This is a genomic window from Hanstruepera ponticola (assembly GCF_002940745.1).
GTDB lineage: Bacteria > Bacteroidota > Bacteroidia > Flavobacteriales > Flavobacteriaceae > Hanstruepera > Hanstruepera ponticola.
In genome coordinates this window covers 97,626-124,309 of sequence record NZ_POTB01000002.1, presented here as the reverse complement: position 1 = coordinate 124,309, position 26,684 = coordinate 97,626, and the positions used below count along the sequence as shown (strand labels likewise).

Annotated in this window: 25 protein-coding genes, 1 other RNA gene and 1 pseudogene; 10 read left to right on the top strand and 17 right to left on the bottom strand. The window is 34.3% G+C overall.

Features of this window, described 5'->3' with window-relative positions:
* The 4 genes from C1S72_RS12030 to C1S72_RS12015 all read right to left on the bottom strand — a co-directional run bounded on the left by C1S72_RS12030 (position 1) and on the right by C1S72_RS12015 (position 5,029).
* Positions 1-315, bottom strand: coding sequence for a hypothetical protein (locus tag C1S72_RS12030; RefSeq protein ID WP_104735974.1), 315 nt, complete (start codon positions 313-315; stop codon positions 1-3).
* Positions 316-3,117: a S8 family serine peptidase gene (locus C1S72_RS12025; protein WP_104735973.1), complete on the bottom strand. Its 2,802-nt coding sequence runs from the start codon at positions 3,115-3,117 to the stop codon at positions 316-318. It abuts the gene before it with no gap.
* 643 nt (positions 3,118-3,760) lie between these two features.
* Entirely contained in the window at positions 3,761-4,411 is a 651-nt protein-coding gene (locus C1S72_RS12020; RefSeq protein ID WP_104735972.1) for a hypothetical protein, read from the bottom strand.
* Positions 4,412-5,029, bottom strand: a complete 618-nt coding sequence (locus tag C1S72_RS12015; RefSeq protein WP_104735971.1) for an SIMPL domain-containing protein — start codon at positions 5,027-5,029, stop codon at positions 4,412-4,414.
* A gap of 486 nt (positions 5,030-5,515) precedes the next feature.
* On the opposite strand from C1S72_RS12015, the gene C1S72_RS12010 reads away from it, so the two are divergent.
* The gene (locus tag C1S72_RS12010) at positions 5,516-5,767 is read left to right on the top strand and encodes a hypothetical protein (RefSeq protein WP_104735970.1); all 252 of its coding nucleotides are present in this window, start codon (positions 5,516-5,518) and stop codon (positions 5,765-5,767) included.
* A 310-nt stretch (positions 5,768-6,077) separates the two neighbouring features.
* Here the strand turns inward: C1S72_RS12010 and C1S72_RS12005 are convergent, their stop codons facing one another.
* From C1S72_RS12005 to rlmD, 5 genes are all read right to left on the bottom strand, one after another.
* A complete protein-coding gene (locus C1S72_RS12005; RefSeq protein ID WP_104735969.1) occupies positions 6,078-6,677 on the bottom strand; it encodes a MarR family winged helix-turn-helix transcriptional regulator in 600 nt (199 codons plus the stop codon).
* Positions 6,678-6,760: 83 nt separating this feature from the next.
* Positions 6,761-6,994: a thioredoxin family protein gene (locus tag C1S72_RS12000; protein ID WP_104735968.1), complete on the bottom strand. Its 234-nt coding sequence runs from the start codon at positions 6,992-6,994 to the stop codon at positions 6,761-6,763.
* Between the two features lie 126 nt (positions 6,995-7,120).
* Positions 7,121-7,852, bottom strand: a complete 732-nt coding sequence (locus C1S72_RS11995; RefSeq protein ID WP_104735967.1) for a DUF6048 family protein — start codon at positions 7,850-7,852, stop codon at positions 7,121-7,123.
* Positions 7,824-8,363: a DUF6452 family protein gene (locus C1S72_RS11990; RefSeq protein ID WP_162919981.1), complete on the bottom strand. Its 540-nt coding sequence runs from the start codon at positions 8,361-8,363 to the stop codon at positions 7,824-7,826. Before C1S72_RS11990 ends, C1S72_RS11995 begins: the two co-directional genes overlap by 29 nt.
* A 5-nt stretch (positions 8,364-8,368) precedes the next feature.
* Positions 8,369-9,778, bottom strand: a complete 1,410-nt coding sequence (rlmD, locus tag C1S72_RS11985; protein WP_104735965.1) for a 23S rRNA (uracil(1939)-C(5))-methyltransferase RlmD — start codon at positions 9,776-9,778, stop codon at positions 8,369-8,371.
* Positions 9,779-9,961: 183 nt separating this feature from the next.
* On the opposite strand from rlmD, the gene rocD reads away from it, so the two are divergent.
* Positions 9,962-11,242, top strand: a complete 1,281-nt coding sequence (gene rocD, locus C1S72_RS11980) for an ornithine--oxo-acid transaminase (RefSeq protein ID WP_104735964.1) — start codon at positions 9,962-9,964, stop codon at positions 11,240-11,242.
* Between the two features lie 82 nt (positions 11,243-11,324).
* Here rocD and C1S72_RS11975 read toward each other — a convergent pair whose 3' ends face one another.
* The 4 genes from C1S72_RS11975 to C1S72_RS11960 all read right to left on the bottom strand — a co-directional run bounded on the left by C1S72_RS11975 (position 11,325) and on the right by C1S72_RS11960 (position 14,833).
* Positions 11,325-11,657: a CCC motif membrane protein gene (locus C1S72_RS11975; protein WP_104735963.1), complete on the bottom strand. Its 333-nt coding sequence runs from the start codon at positions 11,655-11,657 to the stop codon at positions 11,325-11,327.
* Between the two features lie 5 nt (positions 11,658-11,662).
* Positions 11,663-11,884 (bottom strand): DUF2752 domain-containing protein, encoded by a 222-nt coding sequence (locus tag C1S72_RS11970; RefSeq protein ID WP_394338532.1) that lies wholly within the window; start codon positions 11,882-11,884, stop codon positions 11,663-11,665.
* Between the two features lie 116 nt (positions 11,885-12,000).
* Positions 12,001-13,782, bottom strand: a complete 1,782-nt coding sequence (locus C1S72_RS11965; protein ID WP_104735961.1) for a T9SS type A sorting domain-containing protein — start codon at positions 13,780-13,782, stop codon at positions 12,001-12,003.
* A 34-nt stretch (positions 13,783-13,816) separates the two neighbouring features.
* The gene (locus C1S72_RS11960) at positions 13,817-14,833 is read right to left on the bottom strand and encodes a tail fiber domain-containing protein (protein ID WP_104735960.1); all 1,017 of its coding nucleotides are present in this window, start codon (positions 14,831-14,833) and stop codon (positions 13,817-13,819) included.
* A 197-nt stretch (positions 14,834-15,030) separates the two neighbouring features.
* On the opposite strand from C1S72_RS11960, the gene C1S72_RS11955 reads away from it, so the two are divergent.
* Together C1S72_RS11955 and C1S72_RS11950 are read left to right on the top strand one after the other, a co-directional pair.
* The gene (locus C1S72_RS11955) at positions 15,031-15,231 is read left to right on the top strand and encodes a hypothetical protein (protein ID WP_104735959.1); all 201 of its coding nucleotides are present in this window, start codon (positions 15,031-15,033) and stop codon (positions 15,229-15,231) included.
* Positions 15,221-15,775: a Smr/MutS family protein gene (locus C1S72_RS11950; protein WP_104735958.1), complete on the top strand. Its 555-nt coding sequence runs from the start codon at positions 15,221-15,223 to the stop codon at positions 15,773-15,775. The genes C1S72_RS11955 and C1S72_RS11950 overlap by 11 nt, the downstream gene beginning before the upstream one ends.
* 3 nt (positions 15,776-15,778) lie before the next feature.
* Here C1S72_RS11950 and C1S72_RS11945 read toward each other — a convergent pair whose 3' ends face one another.
* On the bottom strand, positions 15,779-16,759 hold the full coding sequence (locus tag C1S72_RS11945) for a hypothetical protein (RefSeq protein ID WP_230401644.1): 981 nt from the start codon (positions 16,757-16,759) through the stop codon (positions 15,779-15,781).
* A gap of 136 nt (positions 16,760-16,895) precedes the next feature.
* Here C1S72_RS11945 and C1S72_RS11940 point away from each other — a divergent pair, with 136 nt between their 5' ends.
* Positions 16,896-18,041, top strand: coding sequence for a cysteine desulfurase family protein (locus C1S72_RS11940; protein ID WP_104735957.1), 1,146 nt, complete (start codon positions 16,896-16,898; stop codon positions 18,039-18,041).
* Here the strand turns inward: C1S72_RS11940 and C1S72_RS11935 are convergent.
* Together C1S72_RS11935 and C1S72_RS11930 are read right to left on the bottom strand one after the other, a co-directional pair.
* Positions 18,038-20,552: pseudogene (locus C1S72_RS11935) on the bottom strand (TonB-dependent receptor). The gene C1S72_RS11940 and the pseudogene C1S72_RS11935 overlap by 4 nt on opposite strands.
* A complete protein-coding gene (locus tag C1S72_RS11930; RefSeq protein ID WP_104735956.1) occupies positions 20,506-22,197 on the bottom strand; it encodes a M23 family metallopeptidase in 1,692 nt (563 codons plus the stop codon). Before C1S72_RS11930 ends, C1S72_RS11935 begins: the two are co-directional and overlap by 47 nt.
* A 176-nt stretch (positions 22,198-22,373) precedes the next feature.
* Between C1S72_RS11930 and C1S72_RS11925 the strand changes: the two genes are divergently transcribed.
* From C1S72_RS11925 to rny, 4 genes are all read left to right on the top strand, one after another.
* The gene (locus C1S72_RS11925) at positions 22,374-22,664 is read left to right on the top strand and encodes a hypothetical protein (protein WP_104735955.1); all 291 of its coding nucleotides are present in this window, start codon (positions 22,374-22,376) and stop codon (positions 22,662-22,664) included.
* Between the two features lie 14 nt (positions 22,665-22,678).
* The gene (locus C1S72_RS11920; RefSeq protein WP_104736149.1) at positions 22,679-22,972 is read left to right on the top strand and encodes a cell division protein ZapA; all 294 of its coding nucleotides are present in this window, start codon (positions 22,679-22,681) and stop codon (positions 22,970-22,972) included.
* 54 nt (positions 22,973-23,026) lie between these two features.
* Positions 23,027-23,133: non-coding RNA, 6S RNA (gene ssrS, locus C1S72_RS11915), on the top strand.
* A 52-nt stretch (positions 23,134-23,185) separates the two neighbouring features.
* Positions 23,186-24,760 (top strand): ribonuclease Y, encoded by a 1,575-nt coding sequence (gene rny / locus C1S72_RS11910; protein WP_104735954.1) that lies wholly within the window; start codon positions 23,186-23,188, stop codon positions 24,758-24,760.
* A gap of 60 nt (positions 24,761-24,820) precedes the next feature.
* Here rny and xerD read toward each other — a convergent pair whose 3' ends face one another.
* Entirely contained in the window at positions 24,821-25,717 is an 897-nt protein-coding gene (gene xerD, locus C1S72_RS11905) for a site-specific tyrosine recombinase XerD (RefSeq protein WP_104735953.1), read from the bottom strand.
* Between the two features lie 216 nt (positions 25,718-25,933).
* Between xerD and C1S72_RS11900 the strand changes: the two genes are divergently transcribed.
* The gene (locus C1S72_RS11900; protein ID WP_104735952.1) at positions 25,934-26,614 is read left to right on the top strand and encodes a porin family protein; all 681 of its coding nucleotides are present in this window, start codon (positions 25,934-25,936) and stop codon (positions 26,612-26,614) included.
* The last annotated feature ends 70 nt before the right edge of the window (positions 26,615-26,684 follow it).

Sequence of the window (26,684 nt, the reverse complement as noted above, 5' to 3'; positions counted from 1 at the left end):
CTAATTTTTAAGTAATGTTTTTACATCAACAATTGTACCATCACAAACCAATGCAATGGTATAAAAACCCTGTAAATAATTTGAAATATTGATAACAGTTTGAGCAGAGTCTGGTTCCAATATGTAATTGTTTGATTCTCCATTGGTTTCGTATTGGCCAATTATCATCAAATAGGCAGAATCCACACCATTAAGCTTATAATCTATCTGTATTTCGCTGGTTGATGGGTTAGGATAAATCATCTCTATAACACTTGGATTTAATGTTACTTCTATGTCATCATAGTCCTTATAACCATCAGTTTCTGCGACCACCTAGAATCTATACTTTTTTGTAACATCTGACGAAACCGTTAGATCCTTACCCTGATAAATTAAGTTACCTTCCATATCATACCAATTATAAACAGCAGCTTCATTAATCTGTTCTGCGCTTAAGGTTATGGTTTCGTTTTGGTTTATTGCTAGGTTATCGCCAGCATTGGCCAAAAAAAGTGGACGAGGTATTTTTTTAATTACAAAGGTTTCACCACCAATTATTTCATCTGTAGATTTTTCTTTTTGTATTATATGATAGGTATATTTTGTTTTATCAGTTAACTCTTCGGTTAAAAAATTGAATTTCAGTGTTAACAATCCCATTTCATTGGGTTCGAACAATATATCATCTAATACAACATTATCACCTTTTACCAATTTAACTTTTTCATCTGGCTTATCATCCAACAATTGTGATTTCTTGCCACCACGCTCCCAAGCATTAAATAAAACATCATCCATTTTTAAGGTGACCTCTGCTTCATCAAAAATAGCCTTACCTCCTTCGTTGATTTCTTTGTGAAGTTCAAAATAATATGTTTTAGGTATGTTTAAAGGGTTGGATACCATGACTATAGCACTTGTTGTTTCTGTTTCCAAATCTACAACCGTTAGGTTTTTCCAGGCTAAATTGTTGTTGTTCCTAACCATGTAGTTGGGATTGGATGTCATGGGAGATGCGAGTGGGTCGTCGGTTGCATTAATTTTAGCCAATAAACAAAAATGCCAAGGGTTGGGGTTATCTGTGTAATTTTCTGGGTCGGGAACCACCCAAGGAATTTTTACAATGGCTTCGCTACCTGCTTGAATGACAGGAATGGAAACTTCTGGTAATGCTCCACCTAAAGAATAATTTCCAGAATTAGTTAAAGTACCATCCCAATTTTCAGGCCATGCAAGAGAAGTATTGGCTTTAGCCCAATTTATTGCAAGTGTTTCGCTGCCTGTGGAAGCTACACAACTTTTGTTAATAACCCTTACATTTATAAAATTAGGTTCATTATTACTTTTATATTCGGGATTTTGATGGGTTAAACCATCATCATTGACATTTCTTACCCAAATATCCTGACTGGTCCACATATTTTGGGTGACTGAATTGGGTTCTGAACCATCATCGTCTGGACTGTCCTTAACATATAAATCCAAATCTGTTGAGTACATACTTTGCGCCATGACCACGGCAGCATGAGCATCAACCAAACCATAACCCATTTCATTATTCCATGTGCCATTGGGTCTTTCAGGATGGTTTTGATAGGAATAAGGAGCATTTTCATTCACTTTTTGGGCTGTACTTTCTATAATGTTGTTAACCTCAATATTGGTTAGGCAAGGATTAACAGACAGAATCAGGCCTGCAATAGCAGTTACATGTGGTGCAGCAGAAGAAGTTGCGTTAAAAGTTAAGATATAATCTCCATTATCTAATCCATCTGTTCCTGAGATATCTGTAGTTGGTATAAAAACGCCAGGAGCAATTACATCTAATTCTATTCCATAAGCACTTCCCCAAGAATCTTGTTGGTCGCATGAATTTGGGTTGGCTCTTTCACCACAAGGAGATATTGCACCAACAACAATAAAGCGTTCATCTAAATTGGCAGGATATTCTGTAATAAGGCCTTCATTATTTCCAGAAGAAAAAACAATGATAGATCCTTTTCCATTTCTACCTTGTGTTAAAGCATTTTCATATGCTTCATCAACCAAATCCGACTGTGTAAATGTTTTCCATGAATTATTAAGAACATCAGCGCCATTTTCCCAAGCCCAATTAACACCATTGGCAATACTTTCTTGGTCAAAAAGTGAGATGTAGATTGACATCACTTTACAATCAGGACTTATACCAGAAACACCAATAGTATTATTTTGAGTAGCTCCAATAATTCCCGCACATGCTGTGCCATGAAACCAATCAAAAATACTTGGAGAAGTATCGTTAATTGCGTTGATTAAATCAGGATGGTTTAAATCTACACCACTATCTAAAACAGCAATATTTATAGAACTATTTCCTGTTGTTAATGTCCAAGCATCACAGGCATTTATATCAATTCCTGCTACTGCGTTAATTGTAGGATTTGTAGATACTACTTGCCCAGTGTTTTCTAAATTCCACTGATTACCAAAATATGAGTCGTTGACACATGTACTTGCAGAATTAGAAGGTTCTTCTGCTGCGTCTAAATTGAGTTGGTTTTGTCTTGAAATAAAATTAGGAATGGCTGTTTCAAAAAAATTGGATTCATGAAATTGATTTGCTATATCTAAAGAATTCTCTAATGTGTGTTTAGTACAAACTAATGTGTACCATAGTGGCATAAAAGGGTTTTGGCCTTTAATAAGTATATTGTTTTCACTTGCTTTTTGTTGTAATAAATTTAAGTCACTAGCTTGTTTGAGTTTTACGAAAAAATGTCTGGACAAAACTATTCTCTTTCCAGTCATGGTTGTAAAACTTGGCGCGACTACATTTACGGTACTTACACTTTTTATGGTGTTTATTTTTTGGTAGTATTCTATATCAGTCGGTATGGTTGCAAAATCGATAATAGACCACTTGTTTATCTCACCATTTATTGGACTACTTTCGGTTTTTAAGTTATAGTCTAAAAGATTCTGATTATCCACAGAGGATTTTAGGAATGTATTGTCAGTATTAATGTATAATGAGGACTTATCTAAATTTAAAAAAACTTTCCCTCCTTTGTAATAGTAGTAATAGTTGCTTTGTGCAAATATTGAAACTGTTGTCAATGTAAGAAGAGTAATCACGAGTACTAGTTTTTTCATAATTCAGATTTTTTAAAGTTAGTTATTTTTTTGTTTCCTGCACGTTGGATAACACTTGATATGAAATCGTTTCGATACTGAAGTTCGTTCAGCACAAGTAAGTAAGTTACCTTTTTAAAACCAAAAATAAAATACGTACTTGTACGTAATTTTGCTTAAAAGTTCCGTAAGGTCTGCGTCAGGTTTTATTAAGGTCTCCTTAAGGTCAAACCGTTGCTATTCCTGCTAAGGCAGGAATCTCAAAGCGTAAGTTAGGAAGTAGATCCTGAATCAAGTTCAGGATGACAAGTTGTTTAAATAGGTTTCCCATAGAGCTACTTCGGGTTCCCTAGGTGCTCCTTGCGGTCTCCTTCGGGTGTGCTTCGGGTCAGCTATCGAAAAATCCTACAAAACACCAAACCCAATTCCTGCCTTTCGACAAACGCTCAAGATAAACTCCGGCAGGAAATCGAAGATTCAGCGAAGCTAATCTCAAAGCATAAGTTAGGAAGTAGATCCTAAATCAAGTTCAGGATGACAAGTTGTTTTTAAGTTTACATACCACGTCAGTTCGAGTGTCACGCCAAAGGCGTGATGTATCGAGAACCCAAAACCAATTCATGCATGCGTTACCAGTGCAATGAATATAGCAGATTTTTGAGTCTTATTTCTTTTTTAGATTATACGTTACCCATAAATTATAGCCACCGCTTCTAATTGGTTTTGAGCTTTCGGTTTCATATTGTGAATTACCGCTACCTAATAATTCCAGTAACCTTAACACGACTTCAACTCGCTCACTATCAAAATCTACGGCATCATATATTGAACTGGCATAAGTCGTATCGTCATCTATATTTAGTATGTTGTCAATTTTATAGCCTAAATGATTGGCTATGAGTTTTGCTTTAGAATTGGCATTATTCAGAGCCAAGACTGCTTTTTGATCTTCTTCTTCAAAAATATGTTCGGGCATTTTAAAATACACCTTATTAACGGATATTTCTAATGCACTGCACAAAACCAATAGTTTGTCAAATTCGTTTATGTCCGCATGTTCTATTTTAAAGTGACTGCTATTTTGATTTTTTAAACTATTGATTTCTATCAATTCACTATTTATTCTGTAGGCTGAAATAGAGTCTTTAAGTTTATTGATTTTTACAAGACTTGAATCATTAGTTGATATGAGTGCAACATTACTTTCTGCATATTCAGTGTAACTAGAGTAGCCTAAAACACGTAAAGTTATGTCTTGAGCTAAACCATAATTAACAGTTATAGTAAAAAATATAAATAGAAAGAATAGTTTCATTTAATCAACAAGTTTAAATGTAATAGCAACTCGGTACGACTTGATTATATCTTCTTTTTTATTCTCAATTTTGTCCGTACCATAGCTAGATTCTTTAACTTCTATGTTTAATATTTTTCCAACCTCCATATCAATCTCGTCACATATCGCCTTTGCTTTACGTTTTGCATCATTAATAGCCAAAAGGCTTAATTCAGTTTCTAAATTTTCATCAGATATATCAAATAAATAGCTTATCTGCTTAACTCTGAATCCCTCAACTTGAAGGTTTGAAATCATTTCTAGCGTCTCAAAATCAGTAATAACGTAATAACTTTTGCTAGTCAATCTTGAGTAGCCTTTGTTTTGGATAACTAGTTCTAGGTCACGTTCTTCTATACCAATATTTGACAGTTCTGTTATAACCGAATTATAAACTTCCTCAAAGGAAATATCTTTTTTGTCCTCTTGATACTTATTGGCTTTTTGTTCACTTATGGTAATTTGAATTTTTGCTTTATCCGCACTTAATTCTTTTTTAGCATTCCCAATAATTCTTATGAATCGTTCAGTAGATTGAGCATAAGAAAATGATGAAACTAGTAGAGTGAGGAATAGAATTTGAATTGCTTTTTTCATTCGTTTATTCTTTATATTTAATTTGAGTTAGTATTGACAGTATTTGGGATATGCCTTTGTTTTAAGGAAACATATCCACCATTAAGCGAATTTAGGTTTTTAAAACCTAAAATTCAATACGTACTTGTACGTAATTTTGGTTAATAGTTCCGTAAGGTCTGCGTCAGGTTTTATTAAGGTCTAATTGAGGTCTCCTTCAGGTCAACTCGTGAAAATTCCTACAAAAAATGCATTTTAAAAGTGTTTCCCTAGGTGCTCCTTGCGATCTCCTTCGGGTTTCCTTCGGGTGTGCTTCGGGTCAGCTATCGAAAACGCCTACAAAACACCAAGCCAAACCCGTTGTCATTACGAGGAGCCTGCGACGAAGTAATCTGTTTATTCAACCTATCCCAATGAGATTGCCTGCCTGTCGGCAGATAGGCTTCCCACTTCGTGCCTCATGGTCGCAATGACGTTTAGTAACCTTTGTCATATCAAACCTGCCAGTTGGCAAACAAGTATCGAGAACCCAAAACCTCAATTCCTGCGCAGCAGGAAAAAAGCGACCTACTAAATCTAGTCGTTAAAAATAGTCCAAAAGAAAACATTAAAAAACTTCTGCTTGTTCGAATTCAGCGCAAGCTGAAAAGGTCAGAAGGTTTAGGATACGTTGGACTATTTAGACAAGATTTAGTAAGTCTAGCGTTTTTTGTTTCTTTTTTGGGCAATGCAAAAAAGATAGAGAACAGAAAACAATAAGCAAAAAGGTATTCTAATACTTCCTCCATATCTCCGTCGTAGTTAGTTGGTATTTACTTGGTATTTAGTTGGTGTTTGCTATCGAAAAATCCTACAAAACACCAAACCATACTCGTTGTCATTCCGCACTTGATGCGGAATCCAGTAAATGTAAATAAGGTCATTAGATCCTGAATCAAGTTCAGGATGACAAGTTGTTTTTAAGTTTATGTGCCACGTCAGTTCGAGTGTAACGACCGCAGCGTCGGAATGCCTGCCTGTCGGTAGACAGGTATCGAGAACCCAAAACCATTAACATGGGGTTGTCGTCCTAAACGGTACTCTCAAATTCTGGGCAGTCTAAACGAATCTCACTATCTAAAAGCGGCTTATTTAAAAGATTACAAAAATGGGAGCTACCATGCTTTGTATAATAATTACAACCAAAGCAGGTACGCTGTACGGTTAAAATACCATGTTGATTGAGCTTGTAAATAACGTCGCTTAAAGTTTTAAACAAGGCTTCTTGAGAATCAGTACCCATACCATGTAACGTAGCCTGAATAGGATTGGCAAATTGTTCGGTTTGTGTTACAATATCTTTTCCTGCTGCTGTTAATTGAATGCTATAACTACGACTATCAGAAGTAGAAAGACCTTTTTGGGTTAATCCTTTTTTGTTTAAAACGCGCACAGCATCACTAATAGTGGGCTTGGTAACATTAAACTCGTCCGCTAGATGACTCACATTGCATAAGGCATCCTTATGATTGTCAACAAACAACAATATTTGAATTTGAATAGGACTTAAGCCTAACGCCTTGGCCTTATCCCAAAGCAATACTTTAAACGCTTCAGAAATACGTTGCAATGCCACCACAATTTTACTGTTGGTGCTTTGATTATCTGGATTAAAAGGATTGTGACTCATAATTTTAAAAATGCCTATCGACTCATAAAGTCGATAGGCAAATCTAATAAATTTAGGATTCCTAACAAATAAATCTAAAAAAATTAGCCTTTAACATCGGCCATAGAAGCACCAAAATTAATGTGAAGCACATTACCGTTTGGCGTAACCATTGCTGGCACTGATTGTACACCTGCTTTTTCGGCTTCTGCAATACGATTTCTGGTTTCACCAATATTAACGACTTCTACATTGTTGGCACCAACTAATTCTACAATGTCATGTTCTGCGCTAACACAAACAGGACATCCTGCGTGATAAAAAATGGATTTACTCATAATGTTTTATTTTAATGATTACTATTCATTAACAAATATAGTAAGGAATCCTAACTAATAAAAATATTGTTGAAATTTTAACAGTTTATAGAGTAGTGTTAGGATGTTTTTTAAGTTATCGTCTTTTTATTTATCCTTTTTAAACAAAGGAATTAAATAGGAAATATTGTAGCCATAACCAAACCCAAAGTTACCACTGTCATAGGTTTTATTATAACCTGGAATGTACAGGTTTTCAAAATTATCAGGTTGGTCTTGTGTAACGATATACTTGAACTGTAAGTTGGCACCTAAATACAGGTTATTTAAAACCTCTACTTTGATACCTGTAATTATTTCGGCCCAAATAGCACTCAAACCACTGAATTCTATAGATTCACTTGTGGCAAATTGCGGTGTCCAGTATTGGGTATCAGAATACACACCATAGCTGTTTAGAGTTTGGTTAAAGGTACTGGCACCAACTCGCAAACCACCGTAAATCATGTTTTCCATACCGTACCAGTTTTCATAGGCATTATAATCAGCACCTACTTTAAAATAGGTGCCTTGGGTTGTGGCATTTATAAATTCGGCATCAGTGGTTTTTTCTTCAACACCTATTTCACCTGCCAAATACCATTTTTTAGTAAGTCTGTAATCACCATTTACCTCAAAACCTTTGTAATCATCATCAATAAATGAACGAACTAATTTACTTAAATCACCACCAATACGAATACCGTATTTTTGTTTGATTTTAAGGGTATCAACGGTTTGTTTTACTTCAGGAATACTATCATTTTGAGCATAGGAAACAACACTCAAAAAAAGGCATAATAGTAGTGTCTTAATGGAATAATCTGAAATGTGGTGCATCTTCGTTTTCTACTATTTGATTATCATCTACTGATCTATAATTTTGAATCCAACGGTCACCATCATCAGCAACAGTTATCCTTATATTCTTGAATACGGTTTTAAATCCACATGCTCGTGACACATAAACTTCTTCTCTTACATATTCTATAGTAATAATGTCTTCATTGCCACGCAAGGTGTCATCACTAGGGTCATTTGGAGTACCATTATCATTTACACTGTAATTTTTATGGAGTTTGTATTCTGTAATGTTTTCAGTGGTCTTTAGTGGTAATAATATTTCTTGTCTTTGTTTTGTACCGTCCAAATCTGGTAAGGTTTCGTCATTATCAACACCTTGAACTCTAAATTTAACGACATTTTTAGGATTTAAATCTTCAGGGTTTTCAATATTATAGAAAGCCAAAACCAATCTTGGCGTTGTATTATCGCTATCACAAATGTCATCGCGTTCGCAGCTAAAGGCGATACAGGAAATTAAAATGAAAGCTATAAGTCTTTTTTTCATAAACATTATCTTCTTTCCAAAAGTACAACATTTTCAACATGATGCGTTTGCGGGAACATATCTACAGGCTGTACCTTGGTTACTTTATATATATGATCCATTAACGCTAAATCACGGGCTTGCGTAGCACTATTGCAACTTACATAAACTATTTTATCTGGTGCTATGTTTAATATTTGATTAACAACATCTTTATGCATACCATCACGAGGTGGATCGGTAATAATCACATCTGGATTACCATGGTCATTAATAAAATCTTGGTTAAAGACGGTTTTCATATCACCCACAAAAAACTCGCAATTGGTAATATTATTGCGTTCGGCATTTTCTTTAGCCGCAGTTATGGCATCAGGAACCGCTTCAACACCAATTACTTTTTTAGCTTGTTTAGATACAAATTGAGCAATGGTTCCGGTTCCGGTATACAAATCGTAAACCAATTCACTTCCGGTTAATCCAGCAAATTCACGAGTGATTTTATACAACTCGTAGGCTTGCTCTGAGTTAGTTTGATAAAAGGATTTGGCGTTTATTTTAAAACGTAAGCCTTCCATATTTTCAAAAATATGATCCTCGCCCTTATAACAAATAACCTCCTGGTCGTAAATGGTATCATTAGCCTTGCCGTTTATAACGTATTGCAATGAGGTTATTTCTGGGAAGGTATCAGCAATAAAATCGAGCAATAATTCGCGCTTGTGTTGGTCTTCTTTAAAAAACTGAATTAAAACCATAATCTCACCAGTTGTAGCCGTACGAATCATCATAGTCCGTAATAAACCCGTTTGGTTTCTGGTATTGAAGAAATCTAAATCATTATCAATTGCAAATTGCTTTACAGCATTACGGATGGCATTAGACGGATCCGCTTGTAGGTGACATTTTTTGACATCCAAAATTTTGTCCCACATACCTGGTATATGAAACCCCAGAGCATTTTTATCTCCTAAATCCTTATCCGATTGAATTTCTTCTAGTGTAAGCCATCGACTGTCACTAAAAGAGAACTCCATTTTATTACGGTAGAAATACTGTTTTTCTGAACCTAGAATAGGTGTGGTTTCAGGTAATTCAATATGCCCAAGTCGCGTAAGGTTATTAATGACTTCTTTTTCTTTATAAAACAATTGGTATTTGTAGCCCATATCTTGCCATTTACAACCACCACACGTACCAAAATGTTCACAAACGGGTTGAGTACGTTTGTCTGAAAGCTTATGAAAAACGGTGGCTTTGCCTTCATAATAGGCCTTACGTTTTTTAAACGTTTGAACGTCTACAACATCGCCAGGAACAGCATTGGGTAAAAAAATTACTTTTCCATCTGGTGCCTTGGCAATAGTTTTGCCCTTAGCACCTGCATCAATCACTTCAAGGTTTGTGAATACCTGTTTTTTGTTTCTTCTTGACATGATGCAAAAGTAGTTTCTTTTTCTTAAGCAAAAAATCAACTCATAATAATTTTAAGAAGCAGCAGATATTTAGTATTTTGCAAGCCCTAGGGATGATTTCTTTCCCACGCTGAATTTTCGAATCTTTTCGAAAGGATAAAGGTAGATAAGGAATGGTTATTTATTAATTTAAAACAAATTAAAATGGCTGTTTTAGACCAATTAAATTCGCAACAGGCGATAGATTTAGAAAACAAGTATGGCGCACACAATTACCATCCATTACCAGTAGTATTAAGTAGAGGAGAAGGTGTACACGTTTGGGATGTTGAAGGAAAACAATATTATGATTTTCTTTCGGCTTACTCGGCAGTTAATCAAGGGCATTGTCACCCTAAAATTGTAGGTGCTATGACCAGTCAGGCTCAAACATTAACATTAACATCACGAGCATTTTACAATGATATGCTGGGTAAATATGAAAAGTTTGCCTGTGAGTTTTTTGGATTTGATAAATTGTTACCTATGAATACAGGTGCCGAAGCTGTAGAAACAGCTTTGAAACTTTGTAGAAAATGGGCATATGAAGTAAAAGGTATAGAAGAAAATGAAGCAGAAATAATTGTTTGCGAAAACAATTTTCACGGGCGTACAACAACTATTATTTCTTTTTCAAATGATCCTGTGGCCAGAAAAAACTTTGGTCCTTATACCAAAGGTTTTATAAAAATTGAGTACGATAATTTAGTTGCTTTGGAAGAGGCGTTAAAAAACAACCCCAATGTAGCTGGATTTATGGTTGAACCTATTCAAGGTGAAGCTGGGGTTTATGTGCCTAGTGAAGATTATTTAAGTAAAGCAAAAGCATTATGTGAGCAGTTTAATGTTTTGTTTATTGCTGATGAAGTGCAAACAGGTATAGCGCGAACAGGTCGCTTATTAGCTACTTGCGGAAATTGTAGTTGTGCCAATAAAAATTGTTCTAATGAACCAGAAGTAAAACCAGATATTCTAATTTTAGGAAAAGCCTTGAGTGGTGGTGCTTACCCTGTGAGTGCTGTTTTGGCTGATGACCCTATTATGAAGGTTATCAGACCAGGAAATCACGGCAGTACCTTTGGAGGTAATCCTATAGCTGCAGCCGTGGCTATTGCGGCTTTAGAAGTTGTAAGAGATGAAAAATTAGCTGAAAACGCGTTTAGACTTGGTGAACTGTTTAGAAGTGAAATTAATAAGTATATTGAATCAAGTTCAATTGTAAATTTGGTAAGAGGTAAAGGCTTATTGAATGCCATTGTAATAAACGATGACGAAGAAAGTGATACGGCCTGGAATATTTGTTTAGCACTGCGTGATAATGGTTTGTTGGCAAAACCAACACATGGTAATATCATTCGATTTGCACCACCTTTAGTCATGACAGAAGACCAGCTGTTAGATTGTGTACGAATTATTACTGAAACGCTTAAACAATTTGAAGATTAATCTGTAATTTAATTATAAAGAAAAAGCGACTGCACTAAAAGAACTTCAGTGACCAGTCGCTTTTTTATATAGGATTCTTTGATTATTGATTCTCCTGCATCTCTTCCAGCATTTTCATATACTCATTTTGCATATCGTCATACTGACCTGTTGCTTGTAAGTAAATATAAACACCAACAATTATTAAACTTAAAACCAGTCCAATAATAGAAATAATTCTCGCTGTATTCAGTTGGCCGTAATTATCGTAAAGTTCAGGGTTTTCAATATATTTCTTTTTGTCTTTATTAATTAAAAATAGCGCAATTCCTGAGAGTAATACACCACCAAAACCGCTTGTGCAACAACAGCCAATAAATGATAATATTCCTAATATAAGTCCGACTGTTGCATTGGGTAGTTTCTGTTTTTCCATTTGAGTTAGTTTAAAAATTTAAGGATGAAATTAATAATAATTATAGAGATTGAAAGTATGGCTAATAAATTAATGATTTTGTTTAAGCGTTTAACTTTCAAGAATAAATTAAGGCCTATGAGTAAAAACAAAGGGATTAGGGTATAAACTGCAGGATACATATAAAAAGCTGAAACAAATTCACCTTGGTAAATAAGCAGTAAGGATCTTTGGAGTCCACATCCCATACAATCAAAACCCAACAGTTTTTTGTTTAAACACGGTAACATGTAATCTTCCAATGAAGACATGAAAGGCTGTTTTTGAAATTAATTACTCAAAAGTAAAAAAGAAAATAGAAAGTTTATTGCTTATTTGCAATGATTATTTTTTTGCTTAAATCTTGACCAGAATCAAATGTTATTTTTACAATATAAACACCATTACTTAAGCCTTTGGTAGAATACATGTAGCTGGAATCAATAGGTAAATCAATTTTATTAAAAATTTGTTTGCCATTGGCATCAAAAAGGTTAACGCTCTTGATTTCTATTTGATTAGGATTTAGAATGTGGAGTTCAGACAAGTTGTTGTTTTGAAATACCGAAAAATCATCTAGAATAGTTACATCTTCAGTGCTTAAGGCGTTTGAAGTGAAAGTGATTTCGAAACGGTTAGTATAATTACCAGGTTCCAAGTTCAACTCATAATTTTGAGATCGTAAATCAACATACAAATCGTTTTCAATGTCATGAATAAAGATTGGTTGCGAATCATCAAAATTCTGTACGTCGAAAATTCTAAAACGAACCAATTGCTGATTTTCAATTATCACATGAAGTGGAATAGTCAAATCAACATTAAAATTAAATGCTTGAGCTGAATAAGCTTCACCATCTTGTATCCAATGCGCATCAGATTCAATTAATTCAGGACTTTTACTTTCAAGACCATAATCTTTTTCAGCGGATGCTGTGTGATGAAAATTTTGTAAAAGTTGTCTAGTATAAGTGTCGTTGAAATCAACATTTATTCTAAAACGTTTATAGTCATCAGGTACAACTTGTAAACCTTCGTCGTTGTATTGAATATAATCAGTACGGCTGTTGTTTTGCTGTTGTCTGAAAAATTCACTAACATTTGGTGCTTCTTTTTCAAACTTTCGCATTGAATTTGTGGTTCTTAGATTTCCGCTCCCAGAGCCTTTTACCATAAATCCTTGACCAACTGGTATATATCTGAATACAGCTTTGCCACTTGTACTGGATGAGCCTCCTGTATTTAGCGTGCCATCATAATTATAAGAATCAAATGTTGCAGGGATGAATGTTTCAACCGTACCTGCTGAATTTATGGTGTATGTTGCATAGCCGCCTCTGTAATTGATTATTACATGGGATGTTATGGTTAAATCTTGTTCCCAAAAATAAAGTGTACCAGAATCTAATAGTGATGCATTATTAGAGTCATGGATATAATCTCTAGCATCAAGAGCAGAAGGATAGGGGTTACCCACTAAAGTTTCTTGACCATTAAGAACACTTGTAAAAATCGTACCATTATTAGGTTTTCCTCTAAAATCGTACAATTGGTTGTTGCTAGATCCTAGAGTGCCTTTCATGGTAAACCCATAACCAGAAGCAACATCACCGGTAGATAAAACATGATCCCATTCACTATATTGCGTTCCTGGGTTATATGACCATAACCAATAATCGGCAATAACCAAAGGGGCTGTTGTTCCGTTGTAGTTTGGTGCTTGCATGTAAGTAGCTAAATTACTGGTAATTGGTGATGAAACAACATCATATATATTATTATTAGCTCTAAATGGTCTGTTGTTATTATCATCACCTAATACATTACCCACTGGAGAGCACCAATAATTGTATGCTGCAGCACTCGCTTTACCGTTTTGATAAATACTTAATTTTCCAACACCTGAATTTCCTGTGGTCCCTGATCCTTGTATTAATTGTGATTCATTTCGCAGATAAACATGAGCCGTGCTTTCTTCAATATTGACATCATCTTCAACGTAAAGGACTAAATCATTAACATAAACGTAGGCATTGTTACGCACTGAAAGTTGTGCAAATGAAATTTCAAAACAGAGAAGCATAAAAAATAATAAAATTTTATTCATGTCATTATTGTTTTTACATCATAAAGTTAGTCAATTAATTCTGACTATCAATTAGTTGATTTAAACGACTTTCTAAAAGATTCACCTTGTCCTCTAAAGTTTGAATTCTATTTTCTTGAGATTGGATGATGGTTTGTTGCTCCTTAATAGCTTGTGTTAAAATAGGCACTAACAAAGTGTAATTTACAACTTTAAACAAATCCGTTTCTCTCTCAGATACCGTATTTAAATCTTTTTTTCTATTAGAATTTGTTACTAATAATTTTTCCTTTACCATTTCAGGGAAAATAAGTTCAAGATCTTGAGCTATAAAACCAAAAGATTTTCTGTTTTCATCTAAACCAATTTCTGGGTAGGTTTCAGTATCGTAAAAGTATGAAACTGGCTCCAATTCATTAATGGCATCTAAAGCGTTAGTGATAGGTAATATGTCTCTTTTAAGTCTTCTGTCTGACCCATAGAATGTTCCAGCACAATACAAATCAGCATTAAAGTAACCAGCCCATCCCCAATAACTTCCTGAAAAGTATAATTGACCTTCAAAAGCATTTCCACGTTCATTATTGGCAGAACCTAAAACGCCAATACCACCTCTTCCGGTTGTAGTTCCATTTAAGCTCATACCTAAAATCCCTGGTGCTTCAAAAGAGCTACCTTGATAATTGGTCGCTCCTAGCACAACACGTTGACCATTATTGGCATTTGTATTTTGAAACAAAGCAACAGCTCCCAAAGTAGTGTTGTTGTTTTCGTAATAGCTATGCCAACCTCCTAATAAAAACGCTCTATAATGAATGGGGTACGCAGGGTTGTCATTATTTATTCCTATTCGATTATCACTTCCTTTGACCAGAAACATATTTTCAGAGTCAGCAGATTCAACCCTAAAATCAAATGAACCACCGGATTCATTAAAAATAGCATCTTCAGTAACGGTTAATAAAGCAGTAGGATTTAACGTACCAATACCAACTTGGGCAAAATTAGGTAAGCACACTAAAAAAAATATAATTAAGATTTGAGGCTGAATTATTTCGTTAATTTTCAACATAATACAGCATTTAGGTAGGACTAAAAATAAGGATTTAATCAACTTATTTGCTAATTTTATAAAACCAAATTTTTGATTATTCGATTAAAAGTAAATTCAGACGGTTGAACACATAATTTTATAGGTTTTTTCTTTGCTCATAAATAAAGAAATTGCATTTTGCATAAAAATCATAAAATGAATTCAACCACTTTTTAATGAAGAATCTGCTCAATTATTTGTTAATTCTTACTGGAGGTGTTGTTGCTATCTATGCACAAGCGACTGAAGAACAAAACACTGTAGTTTTAATTCTAGGAATGGTAATCCTTATGTTTGGTATCTACAGAATCGCAAGTCAAATACCAAGTAAGAGCGAAAAACAACAAGACAACGAGGAAGATAATCATGAAGTATAAAATTGGAGATAACGTATCAGTTTTAGATGAAGACATAACAGGAACTATTGTAAGGATTGAAGGAGCTGCTGTTATTATTGAAACAGACGATGGTTTTGAACTGGAGTTTAACAAGCGTGAATTGGTTCTTGTAAACACTTCAGAATTATCAGGTGATATTTTTTCTAAATCTTCCATTGTTGAAATTGTTCATGAAAAAGAGCGTCCCAAACGAAATCCTCAAAAGAAAACAAAAAGCAAAGAACGCCTTCAGCCACCAATGGAAGTTGATTTACATATCCATCAATTAACGAATCAAAAAGGTATGAGTAATTACGATATGCTTTCTTTACAACTGGAAACGGCTCAAAGGCAATTAGATTTTGCTATAAAAAAGCGTATTCAAAAAGTGGTTTTTATCCATGGAGTAGGAGCTGGTGTACTTAAAACAGAACTGGAGTACTTATTTGGCAGGTATAACAATGTGAAATATTATGATGCCAACTATCAAAAATATGGTTTAGGCGCCACAGAAGTATATATTTATCAAAATGCTAATCCCTAAATTTTAAAATTCAGGTGTAACCAATCTTGTTGCGTTTAACCTAGAATCTTCTAGCGTACCGAAATCAAAAAAATCCTGATTTATCGTAGAGAAGGATAGACCTGTTACAGTCATTTCTACTGTGAACACTTGCCCAATAGTGTGCTCTCGATATGCTGTTGCAGCTACTAAAACTGACCAATCAGGATTAAGATAGTTGGGAGTAGTTGGGTTGTCGGGATCTGAATAATCATTATGTGGATTATTGTCAGTTTCCCCATTATTATTTTCTTCTTCTTCATCTATAGTATCAACTAAATCACCGTCATCATCAGTATCTAAATAATTTGGGATTCCATCACCATCAGTATCTAATGGGTTGGTTAATGGGTTGTCATCACCGTCAGCATTATCGGTGTCAATTTCAACTCGGGTTAAGACATTGTCACCATCGTCATCAACATCTATATAGTCTGGAATACCATCACCATCGGTATCGTCATCGGTCAAATCGCCATTTCCATTGCGGTCTTCCAATTCTGCAGGAATACCATCGTTGTCATCTTCAATAAGCGTAACTTCTATTAGGGCTTGACCGCCTGCACTTACTAAATTTTCCTGTACAATGACATCAGCTGGTGGAACATCAGTGCAGAAAAAACCAGTAGGATTTGTATTGTATGAACGATAATTAAAGCGGTTATCAGGATCATCAATATCTATAATCCATTCGGTAGTGACTAGTTGCACCCGCATCGTATCTCCTTCAATTTGTTCAACTTCCAATAAGTCTTCAAGAGTTATATTTGGGTCACCAATAAGTAATGATAAAGATTCCGGTGGGTCAGACTTGATTTTGTAAAAAACGAGTTCACCACATGCTGAAAACGTATCATCAAAATCAAACTCAACGGTTATGATATCACCATCATCACAAGATGACACACAAATTAACAGAAAAAGGGCAATCAGTTTACGCATAATACTTGGTGTATTCATATTCATTACAAAAGTAAAAGATTTGCTAAATATACAACGTGAGCCCTGATAAATAATTTTATTTCAAGTATTTTTGCACCAAATTAACAGTTGTCTTTTTAATAGGAATAAAGCTACTTGTTTTAGAAGTTATAGTTTGAATATGAAACCAATTTATTTTGATAGTGCAGCCACGACACAAGTACGTGATGAGGTGATTGATAGTATGATTGAAGTCATGAAAAATGAATATGGAAATGCCTCATCAACACATAGTTTTGGAAGGTCATCTAAAGTTTTAATTGAACAGTCTAGAAAAACAATTGCGCGTTATTTAAATGCTTCAGCAAGTGAAATTATTTTTACTTCAGGTGGTACCGAAGCTGATAATTTGGCTATTCAATGTGCTGTTCGTGATTTAGGTGTCAAACATATAATCACTTCCAAAATTGAACACCATGCAGTTTTGCATACTGTACAGCAGTTAAACAAGGCGCATAATGTAAAATTAAGTTTTGTTCAACTAAATAAGCACGGTGAAATAGACTATGACGATTTAGAGCGATTACTTGGGTCAGAGAGCAAAACTTTGGTGAGTCTTATGCACGTCAATAACGAAATAGGCAATATTTTAGACGTGAAACGTGTTGGCGATTTGTGTCAATCTTATAAAGCATTATTTCACTGCGATGCTGTACAATCAATTGGGCATTTTAAATGGGATTTACAAGATATTCACATTGATTTCCTCGCTGCTAGTGCTCATAAATTTCATGGGCCAAAAGGTGTTGGGTTTTCGTTTATTAGAAAAAATACGGGCTTAAAACCTTTGATATTTGGTGGCGAACAAGAACGCGGTGTACGTGCAGGAACTGAAGCTGTTCATAATATTGTTGGACTTGAAACAGCCTTTCAATTCGCTTATGATAATTTGAACCATGAGCGTAATTACGTATTAGGTTTGAAAACCTATTTTATTGAGCAATTGAACAAAACCATCCCTGAAGTGTCTTATAATGGTCTGTCTGGTGATTTGGAAAAAAGCACTTATACGTTAGTGAATGTATGTTTACCAATATCAGCTGAAAAAGCGTTGATGCTTATGTTTCAATTGGATTTAAAAGGCATAGCTTGCTCTAAAGGAAGTGCTTGTCAAAGTGGAAGCGCTAAAGGGTCTCATGTTTTAGCGGAAATTTTAGAGACAGATACTTTGACTAGGCCTTCAGTAAGGTTTTCATTTAGTAAATACAATACCAAAACTGAAATTGATTATTTGATTAAAGTATTAGAAGAATTTGTAAGTTCTTAAAACTTCATAGTCGTTCTTATGTTAAATACACGAGGTGTTAAATAGTTTGGTATAGCATATTGACGCTTGCTGTAAACATCTCTTACCCAAGTATTGGTAATTGAATTTTGGTTGTCGAAAATGTTGTAAATCTCAACCCCTAGTGACAAGTATTTGAAGGGTTTTCGCCAGCCACTTTGATAATCATCCTTATCATCAACAATGACATATTGGAAACCAACATCAGCCCTACGATAATCAGGAAGCCTATTTTGATATTGATAAGGATCAGCATAACTAGGAGAACCACCTGGTAATCCTGTGTTGTAAACCAAATTTAAATACATTTTAAGTTTGGGTAAATTGGGCACATAATCCTGAAATAAGGCTGCAAATTTTAATCGCTGGTCAGTTGGTCTTGAAATATAACCTCGATTATCAATGTTTTCTTCTGTTTTAAGATATCCAAAACTAAACCAGGATTCAGTTCCAGGAACAAATTCACCATTTAAGCGCATATCTAAACCATATGCATAAGCTGTAGCATTATTTCTTGCACGATAGCGAATACGTACATTTTCAATGGTGTAAGGGTTTACATCATCTAACTTCTTGTAGTAAACCTCTGTAGTCAATTTGAATGGCCGTTCCCACATTTTAAAACTGTAATCATTACCTAATAATGTGCGTAGATTTTTGCGCTTTTACGTCAGGTCTCACTGTTCCAGATGAATCGCGTAATTCTCTATAAAAGGGCGGTTGGTAGTATAAGCCAGCACCAATTCTAAAGAGCATATCATGCTTCCAATTAGGTTTGATGGCAAATTGTGCTCTGGGACTTATCACAGTTTGATTAACACTTTCTATTCCGACACCACTTACGGTCCAATTATGAACACGACCACCAACATTAAACCATGCTTCATGTTCGCCAATATCAGCACGTTTACTCCATTGAATATATGCTTGAACCCTGTCTATTTGTGTTTGGTTTTTTGCTCTTACATTTTGAAAGGGTACAAGAGGGCCTTCATAAGGTGTGTAGGGTTGCTCATTAAAAGCATCACTACTTGGTGGATTAATTGAGAATCCAGCAGAGTCAATAACTTCCCACTCAACTAGGCGATCTCTTATGTCTTCATTTGTATATTTTATTGACCATGCAAAATCATGATCTTCTAGGGTGTAATTTCCTTGATGTTCTATGGTTGTGATTAAAGCATCCAAATCATTTCTACCATGGTTTAATTGACCGCCAATTCCTTCGCTGAACTCCACCTCACCTAAATCTTCGTCACCAATATTAGTATTTACTTCCCCAAGTCGGTATTGTGCTAAAATATCAAAATGTTCTTCTTCAATGGTATGGTATGCTGAAGCCACAAGGTTTAGTGTTAGATCATCATTGGCAAAATAAGTGCCTTTTAAAGCTCCAAAATAGGTTTGGTAAGAATCACGCTCTTGACCCTCATAAAAAACTAAAAGCGCTAACGGGTTTTGTAGTGTTCCAAAATTAGTCTGTCGGGTTTTGGGTTGGTAATTATATTTGTTTATGGAGGCATTTCCCAAAAAACTCAATTGGAATTTATCTGTAAATTTATACGTTAAGTAGGTTTGTATATCAGCAAATTTAGGGTCGTAGTTAACTTCAGTCTCTTGAGCGTCAACCAATAAACTATTATCACGATATCTAACGCCAACAATGCCTGTAAAACGCGTATCCTTGCTTGCTGTTTCAACAGATAAACTACCACCTAATAAGCTTAAATCAGCATTTACACCAAAACGATAAGGTTTACGATAGGTAATGTCTAAAACAGACGATAATTTATCACCATATTTTGCTTGAAATCCACCTGCTGAAAAATCAACATTTTGAACCATATCTGTATTTACAAAACTTAGACCTTCTTGCTGACCGGATCGAATAAGAAATGGACGATACACTTCTATGCCGTTAACATAGACCAAATTTTCATCGTAATTGCCGCCACGTACTGAATATTGTGTACTTAATTCGTTATTACTACTAACACCTGGGAGCGTTTTTAGGAGGTTTTCAACACCTGCATTCGCTCCAGGTATTTTTCTAATAGTTTCGGGTTCAAGGGTTGTAATGCCTTCAACATCTTTTCGTTTTTTACTGGTTATAACTACTGTAGCTATTTGTTCAACAGATTCATCCATCACGGGATGAAACTCAACTTCTTCACCGTTTTTTAAATTGAAAGTAGCTACAATACGTTCATGAGATAAATGGGTAAAAACAACAGTAACTTCTTGATTTGCTGGAATTTTTAATGTAAAAAAACCATTTTCATTGGTTGTGGTTCCAATATCATTTGTGGAAATATTAACATCGGCAATAGGTACATTGGATTGATCCAAAACAACACCTTTTAGTGTTCCCGTTTGCGCTACAACTAGTAATGGTAAGCAAAACAATAAGAACAAGCAAAAATTTAACTTTGTAATCAAGGTATTTTTATTTTCTGTAGAATAGTGTTTCAAAAGTAGAACTATTTCCAACATTATCGGTTACAATTATCTTTAAATTATTTTCGGTTTCTTGAGATATGGCATCGTTAAAATCATAAGTCAACTCATTTTTCTTATAGTCATATTCCATAAGAATCCACTTCCCATTAATAGTAGCCCTATAATTTGATATGCCAGATTCATCATCTTCAATCTTTACTTTTAAAAAACGATACTTGCTTAACCACTTTCCTTTAGAAAAATTTAAAGGCTTAATTTTTGGACTTACAGTATCCATAACCAAAGCATAAGTACCCAACGTTTTGGTATAAGTTGTTAAAACATTTTCCTTTTTATAGGTTTGAGAATATAATGCATATTGATTTCTATAACCAACCAATCTGGCAATGTAGAGTTTCTCGGCTTCGGGGTTTTTATAGCCTGTAATGTCGTAGGATATTGAGAAATTATCTCTTACAGGAATGATATCATCATGGAGCGAAAGCGTATCATTACTTACTTTAAAATCTATGAAAAAATCATCATAAAACGTATTTTCAGGGATATTGACAGAGATGTGTTTGTTAATTAATTCGTTGTTTTTTTTAGCATAAATAAAATAAGGTGTCACTGAATCTGGTTTTGCTTTCATTTCTGAAGCTTGCTTCCCTTCAATATTAATGGTAAGCCACGAGTTGTTATTATGGAAGTCACCAACCTTTATTTTGTAAACTGAACTTGTGCTGTCTTCCACATTAATAAAACCATTATTATCCAAATTTGTATACATGCTCAACGGATTTTCAGGCTCAACAAAAAGTTTTTGAATTCGCTCTTTTTTATTCTTATAATGCTCGTAATCAATAAAACGATTTAAATGCCTGGTTTCATCAAATGAAAAACGTTTAAAATCCATTTCAAATTTTAAATTACCATTATAAATACCTTGAATATTGCTGACACCGTTTTGATTAGTTGCTAAATCTTGCCTGTCAATAGCTTCTATTCCAAAACCAATTTTCCCATACGCTTCAATATTTTCAACAGTGTAATCACCATTTTGTAGAGCGACCAATCGTAATTTTTGTTTCTCCCTAGATTTATTCACATGAGCATCTTTGGATATTGGATATGCATAAACATTTTTAATAGTTGGGTTAACACCATCTTGTATGTCTAGTCCAAATAACAAAGGATTAATAGGTCTTTCCTCATTATCCCTTATTTCAAAGTGCAAATGTGGACCGCCAGAACCACCTGTATTACCGCTAAAGGCAACGATATCATTTTTTGAAAGTGGTAATTCAGCAGCAGTTGGAAATACTTCAATCTCAAATGTTTCCTGCTCGTATTGAAGTTTTTTAATATAAGCCTCAATAGTTGGTGAAAATTTCTGCAAATGGCCGTAAACCGACACGTAGCCATTTGGATGGGTAATATATAAAGCCTTACCATAGCCATAGTGTGATACCTTTATGCGACTTACATAACCATCAGCAACAGCATAAACATTCAAACCCTCTCGTTGTTGAGTTTTTATATCTAAACCGGAATGAAAATGATTTGAGCGTAGTTCGCCAAATGTGCCAGAAGGAATTAAAGTGATATCTAATGGTGCCCTAAAATAATCTTGCGGATAAGGGTTTTGCGAAAAACAAAAAGATGAAATTAAAAATAGTAGAAATAGGTTTTTTTGCATAAAAATGTTGTTGATGCTAAAGTATTAATTTGAATTAAATTTCCAAAAGCAAATGCAGTTTCTGTGCTAGCGCATTGATTATGAATAATAACGTCTAGATATTAATTTTTATTGAAAAACTATTGTTATTTATCTTTAGGTATGTTAACTTTGTGAGATAAGTATTGATATTGTAAATGAGTAATATTGAAGAAATTGTAGATGCTTTAGAGAATAAAATCAGCAAAGTTTTACACAAACAGGAAGTTTTAAAACAAGCTAATCTAAAATTAGAGCAAGAATTACAATTAACTCAAAAATCGCTTCAAGAACAGAAACAAGATTTAGTTTCTTGGCAAGAAAAGTATGAAGCGCTTAAATTTGCAAATACCATGCTTGGCAGTGATAATAATAAAAGAGAAACAAAGCTTAAAATAAACGCATTAATTAGGGAAATTGATCATTGTATTGCCCAACTTTCTGAATAATGCACATAGATTACATGTCAGACAAGCTTAAAATAAGGCTTTCTATAGCCAATAGAGTATATCCGTTGACTATTACACCTAGTCAGGAAGAAGGTTTACGAAAAGCGGCTAAAAATATTGAATCTATGATTAAACAATTTGAGCGAAGTTATTCTGTTCAAGATAAACAAGATGTTTTAGCTATGTGCGCTTTACAATTTGCGTCACAAGTTGAACAGAAATCAATAGATAAAGAAAATGTGAATGAACATGTTGAACAAAAGCTAAATGCTTTAAACAGCCTGTTAAAAGATCATTTAAACTCTTAACGTTCTTTAAAATAGACTAAGGTTACTGCCTGCATTAGTTATTTTTTTTGATAAACTCAACACTAATTCTTTAAAAAGGGTGAGTTTAAGTTGTAAAAGCGAGCTGTCTTTGAGCAGATACTTGATCAGCTTGGTATCCCTAAACTTGTTTTAAGGAGTTTATACAAAACTTTATACTGGTGCAGGCTTTTTTTATAAATTAATAAAGTGAATATGGATAACACAATTATATTAATTGTAGGAGGAATATTATTAGGAATAATCATAGGATTTATTGTTGCAAAAGTTTTAGAAAGAAACAATGCATCAAAATTGGTGAAAAGTGCCAAGAAAACAGCAGCTTCAATAATTAAGGAAGCCAATAGTGAAGGAGAATCAATAAAGAAGGATAAAATTCTTCAAGCAAAAGAAAAGTTTATTGAATTAAAGTCTGAGCACGAGAAGGTTATTTTGTCAAGAGACAAAAAAATGGCTGAAGCTGAAAAACGTACAAGAGACAAAGAATCACAAGTTTCAGGTGAGTTGTCTAAAAACAAAAAGCTCAACGATAATCTAGAGGCTAAAATAAAAGATTACAATCATAGGCTTGATTTAATAGAGAAGAAAAAAGATGAGCTAGAGAAGCTTCACAGAAGTCAAGTAGAACAACTAGAAGTTATTTCTAGTCTTTCCGCTGAAGATGCTAAAGCCCAATTGGTTGAATCTCTTAAAGGGGAAGCCAAGAATGATGCCATGGCTTATGTTCAAAGTACTTTGGAAGAAGCGAAGCTTACAGCACAACAAGAGGCTAAAAAAGTAATTATAAATACCATACAGCGAATTGGAACAGAAGAAGCTGTAGATAACTGCGTGTCTGTTTTCAACATTGAGTCAGATGATGTTAAAGGTCGTATTATTGGTAGAGAGGGACGAAACATTAGAGCGATTGAGGCGGCAACAGGTGTAGAAATAATTGTTGATGATACTCCAGAGGCAATTATATTGTCTTGTTTTGATTCCGTAAGACGTGAAATAGCTAGATTATCATTACACAAATTAGTTACAGATGGTCGTATTCATCCTGCTAGAATTGAAGAGGTTGTTAAGAAAACAACTAAACAAATAGAGCAGGAGATAATTGAGGTAGGTAAGCGTACCGTTATTGATTTGGGTATTCATAATCTACATCCTGAATTGGTAAAAGTTGTTGGACGTATGAAGTATCGTTCTTCATATGGACAGAACTTACTGCAACACTCACGTGAGGTAGCAAAACTTTGTGGTGTTATGGCAGCCGAATTGGGCTTAAATCCAAAATTGGCCAAACGAGCTGGACTCTTACATGACATTGGAAAAGTACCAGATGCTGAAGCAGATATGGAAACACCACACGCTATATTAGGAATGCAATGGGCTGAAAAATATGGTGAAAAAGATGATGTGTGTAATGCTATTGGTGCTCACCATGATGAGATAGAAATGAAATCACTATTGGCACCAATTGTACAAGTTTGTGATGCCATTTCTGGCGCGAGACCAGGTGCAAGACGTCAAGTGCTTGATAGCTATATCCAACGTTTAAAAGATTTAGAAGATATAGCCTTTGGTTTTGGAGGTGTTAAAAAAGCTTATGCCATTCAAGCAGGTAGGGAGTTGCGTGTTATAGTTGAAAGTGAAAAAGTTGATGATCAAAAAGCAGCCGATCTTTCTTTCAGTATTTCTCAAAAAATTCAAACCGATATGACATATCCAGGACAGGTTAAAGTCACAGTAATTAGAGAAACCAGAGCAGTAAATATTGCAAAATAATATTTGTCATTTTTACGAATGCAGCACTTTATTGAGAAGCCCACTAAATGTGGGCTTTTTTTATTTTCTAGGATGATAAGTCTCCACGGTTTTGGTCAGTTGGCTTCTATCTATATGCATATAAATTTCAGTAGTAGTAATGCTTTCATGACCAAGCATTAATTGGATGGCTCTTAAATCAGCACCATTTTCTAAAAGATGTGTTGCAAAGGAATGTCTGAAAGTATGTGGCGATACAGTCTTTTTTAAGCCTATTTTTTCAACTAATTGTTTTATAATAGTAAATATCATAGCGCGAGTGAGTTGTCTGCCTCTTCGGTTTAAAAAAAGCGTGTCTTCATAGTCCTTTTTAATAGGCATTAACCGTCGTATATCATTGATATAAATAGTAATGTATTTTTGGGTAGATTTTACAATTGGTACAAAGCGCTGTTTATCACCTTTTCCAGTGACTTTTATAAAGCCTTCATCAAAAAATAAATCTGAAATTTTAAGATTGGTCAACTCGCTTACACGTAAACCACAACTGTATAAGGTCTCTAAAATCGCTCTATTGCGTTCACCCTCAGGCTTACTTAAATCAATTGCTGCAATGATGTTGTTTATATCTTCTTCACTTAGGGTGTCAGGTAGTTTTCTGCCAATTTTAGGTGATTCTATAAGATCTAGTGGATTATCTTGTCTATAATCTTCAAAAACCAAATAATTAAAAAAACTGCGTAGCCCAGAAATAATGCGTGCTCTTGATCGGGCATTCAAATGCTTTGCAGCTTCATGAATAAACTGTTGGATAACTTCAGCGTCTATTTTTAAAGGACTTTCAGTAATCTTTTTGGCATCAAGAAATTCAATGAGCTTTTCAATATCAAGTGAGTAACTACTTATAGTATTAGAAGAAAGTCCACGCTCAATTTTTAAGTACATTTGATAATCTTTGATGGCATTATTCCAATTCATTCAGCAGTAATTATAAATAGCATATAAATGTATGAAAATGCTGATGAATAGTATGACATCTTTTAAATTGTTAATAACTATAATTTTTAAAATATTATAAATCAATAGTTTGAACTTGATTGTTTATAAAAATGTTAATAAACTCAAAATCGGTTGTTAATAATTCAAAAAAAAGTATTTAGTTTGCATCAAATCAATTATAAAAACTTAACGATTATGAAAAAATTAATTTTATGTGCTGCTTTAGCAGTATTTGGATTTACAAATGTTAATGCTCAAGAAGAAGGTGCTGCTAGTCAAGGTTTTAGCTTTGGGCCAAAAGCTGGTGTTAACTTCGCAACTTTAACAGGCGATATTGAAGACGCCGAAATGAAGTTAGGCTTCCACATTGGTGGTGCTGCAGAATACATGTTTAATGAAAACATGGGATTACAGGCTGAATTATTATTCTCTACTCAAGGTGCGAAAAATGAGTACACTGAAAGCGGTAATGTTGGAGGTAATGAATTTTACTATAAAGAAGAAGAAAAGGTAAAGTTGAGCTATATTAATATCCCAGTAATGTTTAAATATTATATAGTTAATGGATTTAATGTTGAAGTTGGTCCTCAAGTAGGTATTTTAGCATCAGCTAAAGCAGAGTTTGAATATGAAGAAAGAACTACGATAGGTGGAAGTACTACTACTGAAAGTGGTTCGGCTGAAGTAGATATTGATGATGAGGTTTCTTCAGTTGATTTTGGATTAAATTTTGGTTTAGGCTACAAAATGGATAATGGCTTAAATTTTGGAGCACGTTATAATTTAGGATTATCTAACGTTAATGATGCAGATGATTCTGATGACTTTAAAATTTCTAATGGTGTCATTCAAGTTTCTGTTGGATTTATGTTCTAATATTTTTATAATAAAACAAAAAAAAACCGAAGTTAATCACTTCGGTTTTTTTTTGTTTTAACTTTTAAAT

Excerpts from the sequence above, each read along its gene's own strand:
- C1S72_RS12025 (WP_104735973.1), bottom strand. The coding sequence starts at position 3,117 with ATGAAAAAACTAGTACTCGTGATTACTCTTCTTACATTGACAACAGTT.
- C1S72_RS12020 (WP_104735972.1), bottom strand. The coding sequence starts at position 4,411 with ATGAAACTATTCTTTCTATTTATATTTTTTACTATAACTGTTAATTAT.
- C1S72_RS12015 (WP_104735971.1), bottom strand. The coding sequence starts at position 5,029 with ATGAAAAAAGCAATTCAAATTCTATTCCTCACTCTACTAGTTTCATCA.
- C1S72_RS12005 (WP_104735969.1), bottom strand. The coding sequence starts at position 6,677 with ATGAGTCACAATCCTTTTAATCCAGATAATCAAAGCACCAACAGTAAA.
- C1S72_RS12000 (WP_104735968.1), bottom strand. The coding sequence starts at position 6,994 with ATGAGTAAATCCATTTTTTATCACGCAGGATGTCCTGTTTGTGTTAGC.
- C1S72_RS11995 (WP_104735967.1), bottom strand. The coding sequence starts at position 7,852 with ATGCACCACATTTCAGATTATTCCATTAAGACACTACTATTATGCCTT.
- C1S72_RS11990 (WP_162919981.1), bottom strand. The coding sequence starts at position 8,363 with ATGAAAAAAAGACTTATAGCTTTCATTTTAATTTCCTGTATCGCCTTT.
- rlmD (WP_104735965.1), bottom strand. The coding sequence starts at position 9,778 with ATGTCAAGAAGAAACAAAAAACAGGTATTCACAAACCTTGAAGTGATT.
- rocD (WP_104735964.1), top strand. The coding sequence starts at position 9,962 with ATGGCTGTTTTAGACCAATTAAATTCGCAACAGGCGATAGATTTAGAA.
- C1S72_RS11975 (WP_104735963.1), bottom strand. The coding sequence starts at position 11,657 with ATGGAAAAACAGAAACTACCCAATGCAACAGTCGGACTTATATTAGGA.
- C1S72_RS11970 (WP_394338532.1), bottom strand. The coding sequence starts at position 11,884 with ATGGGATGTGGACTCCAAAGATCCTTACTGCTTATTTACCAAGGTGAA.
- C1S72_RS11965 (WP_104735961.1), bottom strand. The coding sequence starts at position 13,782 with ATGAATAAAATTTTATTATTTTTTATGCTTCTCTGTTTTGAAATTTCA.
- C1S72_RS11960 (WP_104735960.1), bottom strand. The coding sequence starts at position 14,833 with ATGTTGAAAATTAACGAAATAATTCAGCCTCAAATCTTAATTATATTT.
- C1S72_RS11955 (WP_104735959.1), top strand. The coding sequence starts at position 15,031 with ATGAAGAATCTGCTCAATTATTTGTTAATTCTTACTGGAGGTGTTGTT.
- C1S72_RS11950 (WP_104735958.1), top strand. The coding sequence starts at position 15,221 with ATGAAGTATAAAATTGGAGATAACGTATCAGTTTTAGATGAAGACATA.
- C1S72_RS11945 (WP_230401644.1), bottom strand. The coding sequence starts at position 16,759 with ATGAATATGAATACACCAAGTATTATGCGTAAACTGATTGCCCTTTTT.
- C1S72_RS11940 (WP_104735957.1), top strand. The coding sequence starts at position 16,896 with ATGAAACCAATTTATTTTGATAGTGCAGCCACGACACAAGTACGTGAT.
- C1S72_RS11930 (WP_104735956.1), bottom strand. The coding sequence starts at position 22,197 with ATGCAAAAAAACCTATTTCTACTATTTTTAATTTCATCTTTTTGTTTT.
- C1S72_RS11925 (WP_104735955.1), top strand. The coding sequence starts at position 22,374 with ATGAGTAATATTGAAGAAATTGTAGATGCTTTAGAGAATAAAATCAGC.
- C1S72_RS11920 (WP_104736149.1), top strand. The coding sequence starts at position 22,679 with ATGTCAGACAAGCTTAAAATAAGGCTTTCTATAGCCAATAGAGTATAT.
- rny (WP_104735954.1), top strand. The coding sequence starts at position 23,186 with ATGGATAACACAATTATATTAATTGTAGGAGGAATATTATTAGGAATA.
- xerD (WP_104735953.1), bottom strand. The coding sequence starts at position 25,717 with ATGAATTGGAATAATGCCATCAAAGATTATCAAATGTACTTAAAAATT.
- C1S72_RS11900 (WP_104735952.1), top strand. The coding sequence starts at position 25,934 with ATGAAAAAATTAATTTTATGTGCTGCTTTAGCAGTATTTGGATTTACA.